Source organism: Enterobacter sp. RHBSTW-00994, assembly GCF_013782625.1.
Classification (GTDB): domain Bacteria; phylum Pseudomonadota; class Gammaproteobacteria; order Enterobacterales; family Enterobacteriaceae; genus Enterobacter.
On record NZ_CP056199.1, the window covers coordinates 2,048,750 to 2,065,360 of the forward strand.

Below are 16,611 nucleotides of genomic sequence, written 5' to 3' on the forward strand. Positions count from 1 at the left end.
AATTATAAGGAGATGAAATTGGAATCGCCATTAGGTTCTGATCTGGCAAGGTTAGTACGCGTCTGGCGTGCTCTGATTGACCATCGCCTCAAACCTCTGGAATTGACACAGACACATTGGGTAACGTTGCATAATATTCATCAGCTTCCACCCGAACAGTCGCAAATTCAACTGGCAAAAGCGATAGGCATTGAGCAACCGTCACTGGTACGTACGCTTGATCAGCTGGAGGAAAAAGGACTTATTTCCCGCCAGACCTGCGCCAGCGATCGTCGCGCTAAGCGGATTAAACTTACTGAGAAAGCGGCTCCCATCATCAGCGAGATGGAAGCGGTTATCAGCAAGACGCGAGGGGAGATCCTGTCAGGGATTTCACCCGCGGAGCTGGAGATGCTCATTAGCCTGATTGGGCGACTTGAACAAAATATCAGCGAACTGCAGTCACGTGGCTGATATCACTAAAAAGCCTTGCAGCAGCAAGGCTTTTTTTATCGATAGACCACGACGCGGTTTCGACCTGTCTCTTTAGCCTCGTACATCGCTTTATCGGCACATTCAACGCAATGCTCTGCTGTGACATTTGCGGATGTTGCGGTAAACACGCCCATACTGATGGTAATCGGCTCCGGGAGTTGTCCGTTGCTGCTGGCGTTGTCATAGCTGCTTAAATTTACGCGAATACGCTCTGCAACCTGACGTGCAGCCTCTGAAGGCGTATTGCTCAGGAGCAGAACAAACTCTTCTCCCCCAATCCGCGCGGCGATGTCTTGTGGTCTTACCGAGTCCACCAGCAGGTTTGAGACAAACTGCAAGACTTTGTCTCCCTGGAGGTGTCCGTAGCAATCGTTGATTCGCTTAAAGCGGTCAAGATCGCTGACGATCACAGACACAGGTTTTGACTCTTTCGCTGTGCTGAGTGCGAGGTTTAGCGTGTCGTAAAAATAACTGCGATTGTAGAGGCGTGTAAGCGGATCGCGAATCGAGTTTTGATAAGACTGTTGGTACTTCAAATGGGAATCGCGGTAGAGATTAAAAACATCATAAAGCAAAATGAAAATGATGAGTAATGTCGCAACCGTTTCAAATAAACGGGCGCGATACCAGGCAATATCTTCTGCATGACCACCAAATAACAGCATGGTCAATGTCACGATATAGCAGACACATAAAAAGTTTCCGCCCACCCAAAACAGATTGCGCAGACGGGTAATAATCATCAGGGTTACTAATGTAACAATCCATAAGATGATCAAAATGATATTGATAACCTGGCTCCAGAGAACCATAAATTGCCGGGTTTCATTATCAACTAAATCCAGCGTTAACAATGAAGAATGGCTGGAATAACACCACGCCAGCACAACCATACATACGGTAAAAAGAGATGCGACGGAAATAATTGAAACATGCGCCAGTCGTGACAGCGGAAAATCTCTGACGGTATAAAGTACGGCTGCAACGATAATCAATACGGCCATCATGATATGGCGGAACATAAAGAAAATCATGGCGTCGTTATAATTGATGACATTGAACTGGTACAGGTCAAGCCACTCGGGAAAGCTTGCTAATGTACCGACCATGAGTAGCGTCGAGCCTGAAAAGGTAAGCGCGATGACGATAAGATACAGCCGCTTTCGGTCACACCAGTATTTCATTGCCATGAAACAGGCAATAAATAGATGAAATACGAGTAAAAAGATGGTGAGTGTCGGGAATAAGAGCGGTGAAAACGAAGGGACGAGTTCGACCAGTTCTAAAAAAGAATATTGCAATATCCCGATGACAATAATGCAACAAAGGCTAAAGTAGACATAACGGTTGTTTACATAACGACTAATCAGAATCATATGTGTTTTTTTAAAAGATAATAGAGTGCATTAAAAGTAAGTTGGATTCTGACAGTCTAACGGGGTCACGAGAAAATACTTTGCGCAGGGACAATGCAGGTGGGGATTAATTAATTATATGATGAATGAATTAAGTAATTTTATTTATTTAAATGATGTTTATTGTCAAAGGATGTGGCTATGAAGCCACATCCTTTACATGATTATCGTGGAGAAACAGTAACCTGACTGCCGTTGCTGGCCAGTACCACACGTTGGCCGGATGAGAACTTGGTGTTGCCTTGTTTTTGAACAACCATAATGGTGTTGCCGTCGTCTTTACGGATTTCCAGCTCTACGCCCTGGGTTTTGTTCATTGCACCCTGAACCCCCTGGCCTGCGACACCACCAGCGACTGCGCCTGCTGCTGTTGCCAGAGAACGGCCTGTGCCACCCCCGACGGTGTTACCCAGGAAGCCGCCCAATACTGCACCACCGATTGCGCCAATCACGTTGTTGTCATCGCCACCCTGGATCTGAACAGGACGCACATTAACAACAGTACCGTAAGTCACGTTTTGAACTTGTTTAGCTTCGGAAGCGGTGTAAACGTCGCCAGAAAGGGAATCGTTATTCACACAACCAGCCAGAGTTAATCCAATCAGCGAAACGCCCAGTACACGTAAAATCATTTGAATCTCCTGTTCACCAAAAACGCTCAAGTGAGCATCCGTTATGGCTAAATTATATGGCATACCGAGCCATAGATCATATCTTTGCACTAACAATGGGAAAATTGTACTTGAATTTGACTTAACGAGACATAAACAAAAACGGGCAACGGTTACGTGTCTGACATTGTTAAAAAATCTTAACGCGACATAGTAAAGCATTGCGGTTTATGGTGGAGTGTTTGCCATTAGTTCACGCAACGTAAGGAATACGCATGAAATCGGGTCGCTACATAGGTGTTATGTCAGGCACTAGTCTTGATGGGGTCGATGTTGTATTGGCCGCAATAGATGAAAACATGGTGGCGCAGCAGGCAAGCCTGACCTGGCCGATTCCTGTCTCCCTCAAAGAAGATATTCTGAATATCTGCCAGGGCCAGCAACTGACACTTTCTCAACTGGGACGGCTTGATGTGCGGTTAGGCGTGTTATTTGCCGACGCGGTATTGGCGCTTATGCACAAAGAGAACCTTCAGCCTCAGGATGTGGTCGCGATTGGCTGTCATGGGCAAACGGTGTGGCATGAACCTACAGGTGAAGCGCCACACACGATGCAAATCGGTGATAACAACCAGATCGTCGCGAAAACCGGCATTACGGTTGTTGGTGACTTCCGGCGTCGTGATATCGCACTTGGTGGACAAGGTGCACCGCTCGTACCTGCTTTTCATCAGGCACTGTTGGCACATCCGCAGGAACGTCGAATGGTGCTCAATATTGGGGGTATTGCTAATTTGTCGATGCTCATTCCAGATCAGCCTGTGCGGGGTTACGATACCGGGCCTGGGAATATGCTGATGGATGCCTGGATATGGCGTCAATGCGGAAAACCCTACGACAAAGATGCTCTGTGGGCCTGCGAAGGAAAAGTGATTATTCCGCTGTTGCAGTCCATGTTAAGTGACCCTTATTTTTCTGCGCCAGCCCCGAAAAGCACAGGCAGAGAGTATTTCAATTATGGCTGGCTTGAGCGCCAGTTAGCACAATTCCCCGCGCTCGCCCCGCAGGATGTCCAGACCACTCTTGCTGAATTAACTGCGATATCAATTTCGGAACAAGTACTGCTCAGCGGTGGTTGCGAACGCCTGTTGGTATGCGGCGGCGGTAGCCGAAATCCGCTCGTTATGGCTCGTCTTGCCGGGTTATTGCCGGGTACAGAGGTTTCAACGACCGATGACGCAGGGATCAGTGGCGATGATATGGAGGCACTGGCATTTGCCTGGCTTGCCTGGCGAACCGTGGCCGGATTACCCGGTAATTTACCGTCGGTGACGGGGGCGCGCGAAGCCAGTGTTCTTGGGGCGATTTTTCCTGCAAATCCACGTCATAATCAGAGTTAACTGAAATTCAACGCAACGTGTAACCGCTAAGATTAACAGGAAAACAGGAGGGCAACGCTGCCCTCCAGGACCAGGATCGTCTTCGGAACACGCCCATGAAAAAACTCTTTCTTGTTGTTGCCCCTTTCTTACTGGCAGGATGTAGCGTCTACAACCAGTTTGTTGAACGTATGCAGACGGATACGCTCGAATACCGCTGCGATGAAAAACCGCTGACCGTTAAGCTGAACAATCCTCGTCAGGAGGCCAGTTTTGTCCTCGACAACAAACTGCTTACCCTGAAGCAGGGGATGTCGGCTTCTGGCGCACGCTATACGGACGGTATCTATGTGTTCTGGTCTAAAGGGGACAATGCGACGGTTTACAAACGTGACCGTGTGGTCCTGAACAATTGTGAGCTGCAAAATCCGAAGCGTTGAGATTTTTACAGGGGCGGCGCACAATAGCGCCACCCATAATCAATCTCAGCTAACGCCATGTCAGATAACGACGAATTGCAGCAAATTGCGCACCTGCGCCGTGAATACACCAAAGGCGGCCTGCGTCGCCAGGATCTTCCCGCCGAACCGCTGGTGCTTTTTGAGCGCTGGTTAAAACAGGCCTGTGAAGCGAAACTTGCCGATCCGACGGCAATGGTTGTGGCGACGGTTGATGAAAACGGTCAGCCATACCAGCGTATTGTCCTGCTCAAGCATTATGATGAAAAAGGGCTGGTGTTTTACACCAACCTGGGCAGCCGCAAAGCGCATCAAATCGAAAAAAACCCTCGCGTTAGCCTGCTGTTCCCGTGGCATATGCTGGAGCGTCAGGTGATGGTGACGGGGAAAGCAGAGCGCCTCTCAACGCTCGAAGTGCTGAAATATTTCCACAGCCGCCCGCGTGACAGTCAAATCGGGGCCTGGGTATCAAAACAGTCAAGCCGCATTTCTGCGCGTGGTGTGCTGGAGAGTAAATTCCTCGAGTTAAAGCAAAAATTCCAGCAGGGTGAAGTCCCACTGCCCAGTTTCTGGGGCGGATTTCGTATCCCGATCGAACAGATGGAGTTTTGGCAGGGTGGTGAACATCGCCTGCACGACCGCTTTTTATACCAGCGTGATAATGACACGTGGAAAATCGACCGACTGGCGCCATAATCCCCGAAATTTGTTGTGTTAAGCGCTAGCGCTACGTGCGCCAGCGCTTTATTCTATGTACCTTTCGCGTTAGGCGAAAAGTCGTGTACCGACAGAGGTGCAGTCGTTTATACATGGAGAATTTGATGGCAAGCAGTAACTTGATTAAACAATTGCAAGAGCGGGGTCTTGTGGCCCAGGTGACGGACGAAGAAGCGTTAGCAGAGCGACTGGCGCAAGGCCCGATCGCGCTCTATTGCGGCTTCGATCCCACCGCAGACAGCTTGCATTTGGGGCATCTTGTTCCATTGTTATGCCTGAAACGCTTCCAGGAGGCGGGTCATAAGCCTGTCGCGCTGGTGGGTGGTGCGACCGGTCTGATTGGTGACCCAAGCTTTAAAGCCGCTGAGCGTAAACTGAACACAGAAGACACCGTACAGGAGTGGGTGGACAAGATCCGCGGGCAAGTTGCGCCTTTCCTCGACTTTGACTGCGGCGACAATTCTGCGATTGCCGCAAATAACTACGACTGGTTTGGTGGCATGAACGTGCTGACGTTCCTGCGTGATATCGGCAAGCACTTCTCTGTTAACCAGATGATCAACAAAGAAGCGGTGAAACAGCGTCTGAACCGTGATGATCAGGGTATCTCCTTTACCGAATTCTCCTACAACCTGCTCCAGGGGTATGATTTTGCCTGCCTGAACAAACTGCATGGTGTGGCGTTGCAAATTGGTGGGTCCGATCAGTGGGGGAATATTACCTCCGGTATCGATCTGACCCGTCGTTTGCACCAGAATCAGGTCTTTGGCCTGACGGTTCCACTGATCACCAAAGCTGACGGAACCAAGTTCGGTAAAACTGAAGGTGGCGCAGTATGGCTTGATCCGAAGAAAACCAGCCCGTACAAGTTCTATCAGTTCTGGATTAACACGGCTGATGCCGATGTATATCGCTTCCTGAAGTTCTTCACCTTTATGGATATTGAAGAGATCAATGCCCTGGAAGAAGAAGACAAGAACAGCGGTAAAGCGCCTCGTGCCCAGTATGTTCTGGCCGATCAGGTCACAAAACTGGTACATGGTGAAGAGGGACTGGCTGCGGCGAAACGCATTACCGCCAGCCTGTTCAACGGCACGCTGAGCGATTTGAGTGAAGCGGACTTCGAACAGCTGGCGCAAGATGGCGTGCCGATGGTTGAGATGGAAAAAGGCGCAGACCTGATGCAAGCCCTGGTGGATTCAGAGCTTCAACCGTCCCGTGGGCAGGCCCGCAAAACGATTGCCTCAAATGCTATCACCATTAATGGCGAGAAGCAGTCCGATCCAGAATACACCTTTGTGGACAGCGATCGACTGTATGGTCGTTACACGCTGTTGCGTCGCGGTAAGAAGAATTACTGTCTGGTTTGCTGGAAGTAATCGAAAGTATGCAGGGGCGTGGGAAACCACGCCCCTTTGTTTTTCAGGGTTGTGGTAAGCAAAAAATGAAGAATATCCTCGCCATTCAGTCCCACGTTGTATTTGGACATGCTGGCAACAGCGCAGCGGAGTTTCCCATGCGTCGCCTCGGTGTCAACGTCTGGCCATTAAATACCGTTCAGTTCTCCAACCATACGCAATACGGTAAATGGACTGGCTGTGTCATGCCACCCTCTCATTTGACTGAGGTTGTGCAGGGCATTGCTGATATCGATCAGCTAAAACACTGTGATGCTGTGTTGAGTGGTTATCTGGGGTCAGCAGAGCAGGGTGAGCATATTCTTGGCATAGTCCGTCAGGTGAAAGCAGCGAATCCTGTAGCAAAATACTTTTGTGACCCGGTAATGGGACACCCGGAGAAAGGCTGTATAGTCGCGCCCGGTGTCGCGGAATTTCACGTTCGTCATGCGCTGCCCGCCAGCGACATCATCGCCCCAAATCTGATTGAACTGGAGATCCTCTGCGAGCATCCGGTGAATAGCGTACAAGAAGCGGTAATAGCTTCGCGCGAACTCATAGCGCAAGGTCCTGAGATTGTCCTTGTGAAACATCTGGCACGGGCCGGGTTGAGCAGGGACCGGTTTGAGATGCTGTTGGTGACAAAGGATGACGCCTGGCATATCAGCCGACCACTGGTGGATTTTGGTGCGCGTCAGCCAGTTGGCGTTGGTGATGTGACAAGTGGTCTTCTGCTGGTGAAATTACTGCAGGGGGCGTCGCTACGTGATGCACTGGAGCATGTGACGGCTGCCGTCTTTGAGATCATGATGGCGACGAAGAATATGCAGGAATATGAGTTGCAGGTGGTTGCTGCGCAAGAGCGTATCGCGAAGCCGGAGCATTATTTCAGTGCGACACAGTTATAACAGTGCGCATTTTTTTGCCGGGTAAGCGACAGCGCCACCCGGCAAACGGACCACTCGTTTAATTCAAACCTTCCGCTTTCAGCGCTGCTGCCACCGCAGGGCGCGCAGCCACACGCTCCATATAAGATGCGATATGGTCTAACCCTTCCATGTTCAGCTTAACCGCACGCGCCCAGCGCAGAACGGTAAACAGATACGCATCCGCAATAGTGAAGCGTGCACCACAAATCCACTGGTCTTCTTTCAGCGACTCATTAATGTATTGCAGTTTTTTCTCCAGCAGAGCGCGCACTGTGGGTTTGAATTCCTCAGGCGTGTCAGGACGAAACAGTGGAGTAAAACCTTTGTGCAGTTCTGTTGCGATGAAGTTAAGCCATTCCAGCGTCTTGTAACGCGAAATACTGCCTGTTGGCGCCAGCAAGTGGCGGTCTGGCACGTTGTCAGCGAGGAATTGCATAATTGCCACGCCTTCCGTCAGCAATGTACCGTCATCCAGCAGCAGGGCGGGAACTTGCCCCTTCGGGTTGATCGCAAAGTAGTCATCGCCGTTTTCCAGGCGCTTTTTCATCAGGTCAACGCCGTCCAGCGTAAAGTCTTTGCCGCTCTCACGCAGAGTAATGTGGGAGGCAAGCGAGCAAGCACCCGGTTTATAGAACAGTTTCATCGATAACTCCTTATTGCTGAGGTTTACGCTATGTTAGTGCCCGGACGAATAAAAAAAAAGCCGCTAACACACGTTAGCGGCCTATATTCAGTCGTTTCCCGATGACATTAAGCTGTTGCGGTTTTAGTCGCTTTCGCTGTTTTGTCGTCGTCCTGAGTCATACGATTCAGTTTAGGTGCAGTCAGCAGCATCAGCACAGCGATAACTGCGGTCGCGATACCAATCTGCATGAATACAGTACCGTAGACATTCAGAGAGACCAGCGGGTCAGTCACGTTTTCTGGTACAGCCATCAGGTTAGCAATCTTACCTGCGATGATTGCCGCACCGGCAGTCGTCAGGAACCAGCTGCCCATGATGAAGCCCATCAGGCGCTGTGGAACCAACTGAGCAACCATTGCCAGACCCAGACCGGATATCATCAGTTCGCCGATAGACTGCAGAGCGTAACTCAGAATCAGCCAGTTAACCGATACGATACCCGCGTCGGTCGCAAATTTCGTACCCAACGGCAGGACCAGGAAAGCACCTGAGCACAGCACCATACCGATAGCAAACTTGTGCGGCATCGGCAGGCGGTCACCCATTTTGTTATAAATAGCGGCCAGAATCGGGCTACCAATCATAATCCAGAATGGATTCAGGGCCTGGTACTGCTCCGGCTCGAACGCGATACCCAGGATAGAGTGCTCAACGTTACGGATAGCGAAGAAGTTCAGAGACGTTGGCATCTGGCTGTACAGAACGAAGAAGATAATCGCTTCCAGCATCAGAATGAACGCAACAATCATCTTGCGACGCGCAGCACCCTGCATTGCAAAGGCTTCTTTCGCGAAGATACACACAATACCCAGTGCAACAACACCAAGAACAGCGCGCGCAACACCCTGGTTATGTAACAGCCAGGTTGCGATTGCCGCGAGGATCACGACACCAACAATCGTTGCCAGCAGTTTGCCCACATGTACTGGCTCGAAGTCTGGTTTTGAACCGTAGTCTTTGACCCACTTTTTACAGAAGGCAAAGTTTACAACGGTGATCAGCATACCGACAACGGACAGGGAGAAGGCGACGCTCCAGCCAAACTTAGCTGCCAGCCATGGTGTTGCCAGCATAGAGAAGAATGAACCGATGTTCACAGACATGTAGTACATGGTGAATGCACCGTCCAGACGTGGGTCATCTTTGCTGTAGCAGGTAGAGAGCAGGGAAGACGGGTTCGCTTTGAACAGACCGTTACCGACAGCGATAGTCGCCATACCCATATAAACCACAGCAGCATCGTGACCAGACCAGGCCACCAGTGCGTAACCAATGGCCAGGACAATAGCACCCAGCATGATGACACGTTTAGTACCGAGAACTTTATCGCCCAGCCAACCGCCGATAGCGACCAGACCATACACCAGAGCACTGAATGAAGAAAACAGTGTGATGGAATCCGCTTCAGACATACCCAGTTGTTTTACCAGGTAAACAGCCATGATCCCTTGCAGGCCGTAATAACCAAAACGTTCCCACAGCTCAATCGTGAAGATGAGATAAAACGCTTTAGGTTGTTTAAAAGCGTTAAGACTTACGCTTTCTTCTGTTGGTTTATTGTTTGCAGTAGACACATATACCTCTTTTTTTACATCCCATATTAACGGGGGTGTTCATCGCGTGATGGCCGAAGTCCATTCGCTTTATAGTTATATTGGGAGGGGAAACGGCGGGTAATGTTCACTATCCTGGACGTTCTGGCAATACGTTTGCAATAATCTGTTACATTTAACTGGGGCGGAATAATGCACGGGTCATACAAATGTTATTCAGCGTTAAATTTTATTGGTCGTGGATTGCTGGTTTATTTCACTGCCAGAGGCCCCATAAAATGGGTTTTTGGCGATATGTTCTGCTATAAGACCTTTGGTGTAGTGATATAGCCCATCATCTGAGAAATGTCTGGTTTTATGTGTGGTTGATGGGCGGTTAAATCTTGTCTGACAAGGGGCTAATGAAGGTTTGCACAACAAAATTCCAACATGGCGTTATCAGAGTGATCGCGATCACATATGTATAGAAATTTTTGGTGATGAAAAAACAATTAACCTATTGGAGTGCTAAAACACCGAATAATCGACACGAAAGAAGATGGCAGGAACGGACAATTAACGTTCACAAGGAAGGTTTGCAGTTATACCTTCCTTTAGTAAGGTTTTGATAAGGGAGTAAAAAGGAAAGTAATACGTCAGGGATATACTTTTTCTTTAAATTCGCAGAGATCCTCGATGATACATGAGCCGCAACGCGGCTTACGTGCAATGCAGGTATAACGGCCATGTAAGATTAACCAGTGGTGGCAGTCGACCTTAAATTCAGCAGGAACCACTTTCAGCAATTTCTCTTCGACCTGCTCAACATTTTTACCCGGCGCGAAGCGGGTACGATTACAGACGCGGAAAATATGGGTGTCAACGGCGATTGTTGGCCAGCCAAACGCAGTGTTAAGAACCACGTTGGCGGTTTTACGCCCTACGCCTGGTAGCGCCTCCAGCGCTGCACGATCTTCAGGAACAACTCCACCATGTTGCTCCAGCAAAATGCGGCAGGTCTTAATGACGTTTTCCGCTTTGCTGTTAAACAGACCGATGGTTTTGATATATGACTTCACCCCATCAACGCCTAGCTCCAGCATCGACTGCGGCGTGTTGGCAACGGGATAGAGTTTGGCGGTAGCCTTGTTGACGCTTACGTCTGTAGCCTGAGCAGAGAGCAGCACCGCGATCAACAACTCAAACGGTGAGTTGAAATTCAGTTCTGTCGTCGGGTGAGGGTTCTCATCCCGAAGCCGGGTGAGGATCGTGATGCGTTTCTCTTTGTTCATGATGCTTTCTCTGGGATCCCTTCCTGCACGCTGCGTTCGGCAGCGCGACGTTTACGTTTCTCATCAATCAGGTATTTTATTGCCAGCATCATGCCGAGGCCAATAAAAGCGCCTGGTGGCAGCATTGCCAGCAGGAATGGTGTGTCGGTATGGAATACCTCAATGCGCAATACCTTTGCCCATCCGCCTAACAGTGCATCTGCGCCGTCAAATAACGTCCCGTTGCCCAGAATTTCACGCAGTGAACCCAGAACAAACATGGCACAGGTTGCCCCCATCCCGATGGCAAACCCATCCAGGGCAGAAATCAGCGGATCGTTTTTCACCGCAAAAGCTTCCGCGCGGCCTACCACAATACAGTTGGTGACGATCAACGGGATAAAAATACCCAAGGACTGGTACAGACCAAAGGCATAAGCGTTAATCAGCATCTGCACGATACTGACCACCGAAGCAATGATCATCACGTAGATCGGAATACGAATTTCCGAGGGTGTCCAGCGACGCAGAGCGGAGATAGACAAGTTCGTCAGGGTAAGCACCAGCGTGGTCGCCAGGCCAAGACCCAGTGCGTTAGTCGCGGTAGACGTAACCGCCAACAGGGGACACATCCCCAGCAACTGCACCAGCGCGGAGTTGTTTTTCCAGAGACCCTGGACAATAACCTCTTTAACCTGGCTCATGATTACTCCTCACAGGCCGAAAGATTGTTAAGTTGCGCGGGCAGCGTTTCTGCATACAACCCGGCACGTTTCACAGCATTGACAACGGCACGTGGGGTGATGGTTGCCCCGGTAAACTGGTCGAACTCACCGCCATCCTTCTTAACAGCAAACGCCGTGTCGTCTTCACCGCGGATCACTTTCCCCGCAAAGTGCAAAATCCAGTCGCTCAGACGCAGTTCAATCTTATCGCCCAGGCCCGGTGTTTCGTGGTGTTCCGTCACACGCGTACCTAGTACAGTTCCTGAAAAATCACTGCCGACGAGCAACTGGATTGCTCCGGAGTATCCGTCTGGTGCTGTGGCTTCCATTACGGCGCCGACTGCATCATTGCCTTTACGGGCAATAAAGACGCGGTGTGTGCCTTTACCGAGTTGTGGTGCTTGTACAATAAAGCAACTTTTCTGCAGGTCATTATCGTAGAAGTCCGAAGGGATAACCTGGTCGAAAAGCGCTTTTTGTTGTTTCGCAGCCTGTTCATCAATAGTTGTTTTGGTCAACTCATTAACCAGTGCGGTTAGCCCCGTTAAGGCCGCCGCGAAAATGGCCAACGTGACACCGTGTTTTTGCATCGTTTTTAGCATGATGTCACCCTTTGCGATGGCCATACACGCGAGGACGCGTGTAGTAGTCAATGAGTGGAACGGTAATATTGGCAAGCAGTACAGCAAATGCGACACCGTCCGGATAGCCGCCAAAACTGCGAATCAGCCAGACCAGAAGCCCCGCCAATGCACCGAAGATCAAACGTCCACGGTTGGTCGTCGATGCCGTTACGGGATCGGTCAGAATGAAAAAAGCACCCAGCATCGTTGCCCCTGACAAAAGATGCATCTGTGGGCTGGCCAGTGATTCTGGTGAGAACACCCAGCCCAGCGTCGAGCAAATCGCCAAAGTCAGCAGGAAACTTACCGGAATGTGCCAGCGAATCGCCTTTTGTTGCAGCAGAAACAGGCCGCCCAGCAGATACGCCAGATTGACCCACTGCCAGCCTGCGCCTGCCAGCATGCCGCTGTAAATGGCTGATTTCATGATCTGCTCAACACTGTGCCCGGCATGCAGAGACGTTTTAAAGGTATCAAGTGGAGTGGCCTGGCTGATGCCGTCTACGCCCATCCGAAGGGATGTGATATCCGCGCCATTTGCGGTATGCCCGGTGAAAATCACCTGGAGAGCATCCATAAAGCCAGGAACGGTTGCGGCGATGTCATGTGGCGGTAACCAACTGGTCATTTGGACCGGGAAGGAGATAAGCAGTACCACATAACCAATCATCGCCGGGTTGAACGGATTATGACCCAGCCCGCCATAGAGTTGTTTGGCGATAATGACGGCGAAAACTGTGCCCAGGACAACCATCCACCAGGGAGCAAAGGGGGGAATACTGATGGCCAATAACAGTCCGGTCAGAAGTGCTGAGTTGTCACTCAGGATCCGGGTGACATCCAGCTTTCGCAGCTTAAGAACCAGTGCTTCGGCGGCTAAGGCACTTACACAGCCGAGGAACAACTGGAATAGTGTCCCCCAGCCAAAAAACCAAAACTGCACGGCAATACCAGGCAATGCCGCGAGACAAACCAGCATCATAATACGCGATGTCTGCCGCTGGTTATGGGTATAAGGGGAACTTGCAATTCTGAAAACCATTTAATCCTCGTTAACGGGTTGCTGCGCGGCTTTCTTTGCCTGAACACGCGCAATCGCGGCGGCGACTGCGGCTTTGCGTGGGTCGTCGTTTGCTGCCTGTTCTTGCCCGGCCTGTTGCGCTGTTCTGCGTGCTTTTGCACGCGAAATAGCGGCTTCAACGGCGGCCTTGCGCGGGTCAACAGGTGCTTCAGGTTCCGGTTCGTGCTGGGCCGTTTTGCGTGCTTTAGCACGGGCAATCGCCGCTTCAACTGCTGCTTTACGCGGGTCAACAGGCGCTTCAGCTTCCGGTTCGTGCTGGGCCGTTTTGCGTGCTTTAGCACGGACAATCGCCGCTTCAACTGCTGCTTTACGCGGGTCAACAGGCGCTTCAGCTTCCGGTTCGTGCTGGGCCGTTTTGCGCGCTTTGGCACGGGCAATCGCCGCTTCAACTGCTGCTTTGCGCGGGTCAACAGGCGCTTCAGCTTCCGGTTCTTGCTGGGTTGTTTTGCGTGCTTTTGCACGGGCAATAGCGGCCTCTACGGCAGCTTTGCGTGGATCAATATCGGTATCGGTTGATGCATTCTGGGCTTTTTCTGCCTGACGCGCACGGGCTTCAGCTTTACGTGCCTCACGTGCCGCAATTGCTTCGCTATTATCGGGTTTGTCTCCTGCGGAGATCACAACCGCTTGCGCCGCGGTGGCTTTTTTCTCACGCACGCGGGCCAGTGCTGCGCTAATAGCATCCTGATCTTTCTCACCGGGTTGCACAGCAGCCTGTTTATGACGCTCCTGGCGGGCGACTTTCTCGCGTTCAAGACGTGCCTGACGAGCCTCAAAGCGGGCTTTGGCTTCGGCTGCCCGTTTCTCTTCCATCGAAATGGCATAAATCTCAGCCTTTTCCTGACGGAAATATTGCACCAGCGGAATGTTACTTGGGCAAACCCAGGCACAGGCGCCGCACTCAATACAGTCGGCAAGATTGTGCGCTTTCGCTTTGTCGTGCAATTGGCCTTTGCTGTACCAGTACAACTGTTGAGGCAGCAAGTCGGCGGGACACGCGTCCGCACAGGCGCTACAACGAATACAACCTTTCTCTTCCTGCTCTTCTCCCATCTCAGTTGGGGAAGGGGCGAGCAGGCAGTTGGTGATTTTCACCACCGGGACATCCAGCCACGGCAGGGTAAAGCCCATTAATGGGCCACCCATGATGACCATCTGATCGCTACCAGGACAAAACTCAGCGTGTTCCAGAAGATGGCGTACCGGTGTACCCAGACGCGCCCAGACATTACCTGGGCGAGAAACCGATTCACCAGTCAGCGTCACTACGCGCTCGGTCAGAGGTTCACCGTCTACCACTGCACGTTTAACCGCATAGGCTGTGCCGACGTTTTGCATCAACACGCCAATATCAGAGGAGCGACCGCCGTGTGGCACTTGCTTACCGGTCAGGATTTGCGTGAGTTGCTTCGCGCCGCCAGACGGATATTTAGTGGGGATGACGCGCAAGCTAATATCATGGCTGCCCGCCAGTACTGCACGCAGCATGGATATAGCCTGCGGTTTATTGTCTTCAATACCAATCAGGACTTCGCGCGGCTGAAGGATATGGGCAAGAATGCGGATGCCTTCCACGACCTGTGCGGCGCAGTCCTGCATCAACCGGTCGTCAGCTGTAATATAAGGCTCGCATTCGGCGGCATTGATAATCAGGGTTTCAATCTTGTCACCACCGCCTTGCAGTTTAGTCCCTGTCGGGAAGCCTGCGCCGCCAAGACCCGCTACGCCAAACTGATGGATCCGTTCGATTAGCGCTTCACGGCTACGGGCGCGGTAGTCGCTCCAGCCGTCGCGTTCAATCCAGCGGTCTTCGCCGTCGGCCTCAATAATGACGCTCAGCTCAGAGAGCGCCGATGGATGGGCAACGGTATGTGGGGAAATTGACACCACTTTGCCAGATGTTGGCGCGTGTATAGGCAGCATTCGGCCACGACCAAAGGTCAGAGGTTGTCCACGCAGGACCGCATCGCCTTCTTTTACACACAGTTCGCCTTCCGCGCCGATGTGTTGTTTGAGTGGCATAACGTAACGGGTCGCCAGCGGAATTTGACGCAGCGGCGTCCCGTTGGACTGGGTTTTCATTTCTGGTGGGTGAATACCCCCATCAAAATCCCAAATCTTCTCTTTTCTGAAAGCAGAAAATAACTTAAGCATGTTGTTCCACAGGAATAATGCGAACCGGAATGGTTTGAAGATCCCACTTCCAGCTATCAGTAGTCGTTTCAACTGGACGCAATTCAATGCATTGTGTCGGGCAGGGGGCTACGCAGAGGTTACAGCCTGTGCACAAATCCGCCACGACGGTGTGCATTGCGCGGGTTGCGCCGACAATCGCGTCGACGGGACACGCCTGAATACATTTGGTGCAACCAATACAGTTGGCTTCGTCAATAACAGCCAGCGCACGCACGGGCTCTTGTACATCCGCATCACCATCAACGGGCTGCGGATCTACGTTAAGCAAGGCGGCAATTTTGAGCATGACCGCTTCGCCGCCTGGCGCGCAGCGGTTAATCTTTTCACCCTGAACACCGACGGCTTCGGCATAGGGACGACAGCCGGGATAACCGCACTGCCCACACTGGCTTTGCGGCAGAAGCTCATCGATTTTTTCAACAACGGGATCGTCCTCTACCGCGAAACGACGGGAGGCATACCCAAGAATGACGCCAAAAACCAGTCCCAGCACGCTGATAGAGGCGATGGCAATCCAGATAGCATTCATTACAACTTCACCAGACCACTGAAGCCCATAAAGGCCAAAGACATTAAACCTGCAGTCACCAGCGCGATAGCATTGCCGCGAAACGGTGCAGGAATATCAGCAGCCGCCAGACGTTCACGAATAGAAGCGAATAACACCATCACCAGTGAGAAACCAACCGCGGCGGAAAAACCGTACAGGGCTGATTGCATAAAATTATGACCAAGGTTGATGTTAAGCAGTGCCACACCCAGGACGGCGCAGTTCGTGGTAATTAATGGCAGAAAAATGCCCAGCAAGCGATACAACGCAGGGCTGGTTTTGCGCACCACCATTTCAGTAAATTGCACAACAACGGCAATCACCAGAATAAAGGCCAGTGTGCGTAAATAGGTCAAACCCAGCGGAATGAGGATCCAGGTATCAATCCACCAGGCGCAAATCGACGCCAGTGTCATCACGAAGGTTGTAGCCAGCCCCATACCCATTGCTGTTTCCAGCTTTTTGGATACGCCCATAAACGGGCACAGGCCAAGGAACTTCACCAGTACGAAGTTGTTCACCAGCACAGTTCCGACAAAGAGCAGTAAGTAATCGGTCATTATTTAGC

General features: G+C 51.2%; 17 protein-coding genes. 6 read left to right on the plus strand and 11 right to left on the minus strand.

The window, feature by feature from the left end; all coding sequences use genetic code 11:
• The first annotated feature begins 12 nt into the window (after positions 1 to 12).
• Positions 13 to 453, plus strand: a complete 441-nt coding sequence (gene slyA / locus HV346_RS09860; RefSeq protein WP_181623304.1) for a transcriptional regulator SlyA — start codon at positions 13 to 15, stop codon at positions 451 to 453.
• Between the two features lie 35 nt (positions 454 to 488).
• On the opposite strand, the gene HV346_RS09865 is transcribed toward slyA, so the two are convergent.
• Positions 489 to 1,850: a GGDEF domain-containing protein gene (locus tag HV346_RS09865; protein ID WP_181623305.1), complete on the minus strand. Its 1,362-nt coding sequence runs from the start codon at positions 1,848 to 1,850 to the stop codon at positions 489 to 491.
• A 203-nt stretch (positions 1,851 to 2,053) separates the two neighbouring features.
• Positions 2,054 to 2,521, minus strand: a complete 468-nt coding sequence (slyB, locus tag HV346_RS09870; protein WP_181623306.1) for an outer membrane lipoprotein SlyB — start codon at positions 2,519 to 2,521, stop codon at positions 2,054 to 2,056.
• A 254-nt stretch (positions 2,522 to 2,775) separates the two neighbouring features.
• Here slyB and anmK point away from each other — a divergent pair, with 254 nt between their 5' ends.
• The 5 genes from anmK to pdxY all read left to right on the plus strand — a co-directional run bounded on the left by anmK (position 2,776) and on the right by pdxY (position 7,359).
• On the plus strand, positions 2,776 to 3,900 hold the full coding sequence (gene anmK / locus HV346_RS09875) for an anhydro-N-acetylmuramic acid kinase (RefSeq protein ID WP_181623307.1): 1,125 nt from the start codon (positions 2,776 to 2,778) through the stop codon (positions 3,898 to 3,900).
• 95 nt (positions 3,901 to 3,995) lie between these two features.
• Positions 3,996 to 4,319, plus strand: coding sequence for a C-type lysozyme inhibitor (mliC, locus tag HV346_RS09880; protein ID WP_181623308.1), 324 nt, complete (start codon positions 3,996 to 3,998; stop codon positions 4,317 to 4,319).
• 57 nt (positions 4,320 to 4,376) lie between these two features.
• The gene (gene pdxH / locus HV346_RS09885; protein ID WP_181623309.1) at positions 4,377 to 5,033 is read left to right on the plus strand and encodes a pyridoxamine 5'-phosphate oxidase; all 657 of its coding nucleotides are present in this window, start codon (positions 4,377 to 4,379) and stop codon (positions 5,031 to 5,033) included.
• Positions 5,034 to 5,158: 125 nt separating this feature from the next.
• On the plus strand, positions 5,159 to 6,433 hold the full coding sequence (tyrS, locus tag HV346_RS09890; RefSeq protein WP_181623310.1) for a tyrosine--tRNA ligase: 1,275 nt from the start codon (positions 5,159 to 5,161) through the stop codon (positions 6,431 to 6,433).
• A gap of 65 nt (positions 6,434 to 6,498) precedes the next feature.
• Positions 6,499 to 7,359, plus strand: coding sequence for a pyridoxal kinase PdxY (gene pdxY / locus HV346_RS09895; RefSeq protein WP_181623311.1), 861 nt, complete (start codon positions 6,499 to 6,501; stop codon positions 7,357 to 7,359).
• Positions 7,360 to 7,417: 58 nt separating this feature from the next.
• On the opposite strand, the gene gstA is transcribed toward pdxY, so the two are convergent.
• From gstA to rsxA, 9 genes are all read right to left on the minus strand, one after another.
• Positions 7,418 to 8,023: a glutathione transferase GstA gene (gstA, locus tag HV346_RS09900; protein WP_181623312.1), complete on the minus strand. Its 606-nt coding sequence runs from the start codon at positions 8,021 to 8,023 to the stop codon at positions 7,418 to 7,420.
• 107 nt (positions 8,024 to 8,130) lie between these two features.
• Positions 8,131 to 9,639, minus strand: coding sequence for a dipeptide/tripeptide permease DtpA (gene dtpA, locus HV346_RS09905; RefSeq protein ID WP_181623313.1), 1,509 nt, complete (start codon positions 9,637 to 9,639; stop codon positions 8,131 to 8,133).
• A 614-nt stretch (positions 9,640 to 10,253) separates the two neighbouring features.
• Positions 10,254 to 10,889, minus strand: coding sequence for an endonuclease III (gene nth, locus HV346_RS09910; protein ID WP_181623314.1), 636 nt, complete (start codon positions 10,887 to 10,889; stop codon positions 10,254 to 10,256).
• Positions 10,886 to 11,572, minus strand: a complete 687-nt coding sequence (locus HV346_RS09915; protein ID WP_181623315.1) for an electron transport complex subunit E — start codon at positions 11,570 to 11,572, stop codon at positions 10,886 to 10,888. Before HV346_RS09915 ends, nth begins: the two co-directional genes overlap by 4 nt.
• Before the next feature lie 2 nt (positions 11,573 to 11,574).
• On the minus strand, positions 11,575 to 12,195 hold the full coding sequence (rsxG, locus tag HV346_RS09920) for an electron transport complex subunit RsxG (RefSeq protein WP_181623316.1): 621 nt from the start codon (positions 12,193 to 12,195) through the stop codon (positions 11,575 to 11,577).
• 4 nt (positions 12,196 to 12,199) lie between these two features.
• On the minus strand, positions 12,200 to 13,258 hold the full coding sequence (gene rsxD / locus HV346_RS09925; RefSeq protein WP_181623317.1) for an electron transport complex subunit RsxD: 1,059 nt from the start codon (positions 13,256 to 13,258) through the stop codon (positions 12,200 to 12,202).
• The gene (gene rsxC, locus HV346_RS09930; protein ID WP_181623318.1) at positions 13,259 to 15,451 is read right to left on the minus strand and encodes an electron transport complex subunit RsxC; all 2,193 of its coding nucleotides are present in this window, start codon (positions 15,449 to 15,451) and stop codon (positions 13,259 to 13,261) included.
• Entirely contained in the window at positions 15,444 to 16,022 is a 579-nt protein-coding gene (gene rsxB, locus HV346_RS09935) for an electron transport complex subunit RsxB (RefSeq protein ID WP_181623319.1), read from the minus strand. The genes rsxC and rsxB overlap by 8 nt, the downstream gene beginning before the upstream one ends.
• On the minus strand, positions 16,022 to 16,603 hold the full coding sequence (gene rsxA / locus HV346_RS09940; protein ID WP_008500564.1) for an electron transport complex subunit RsxA: 582 nt from the start codon (positions 16,601 to 16,603) through the stop codon (positions 16,022 to 16,024). Before rsxA ends, rsxB begins: the two co-directional genes overlap by 1 nt.
• Positions 16,604 to 16,611: the final 8 nt, after the last annotated feature.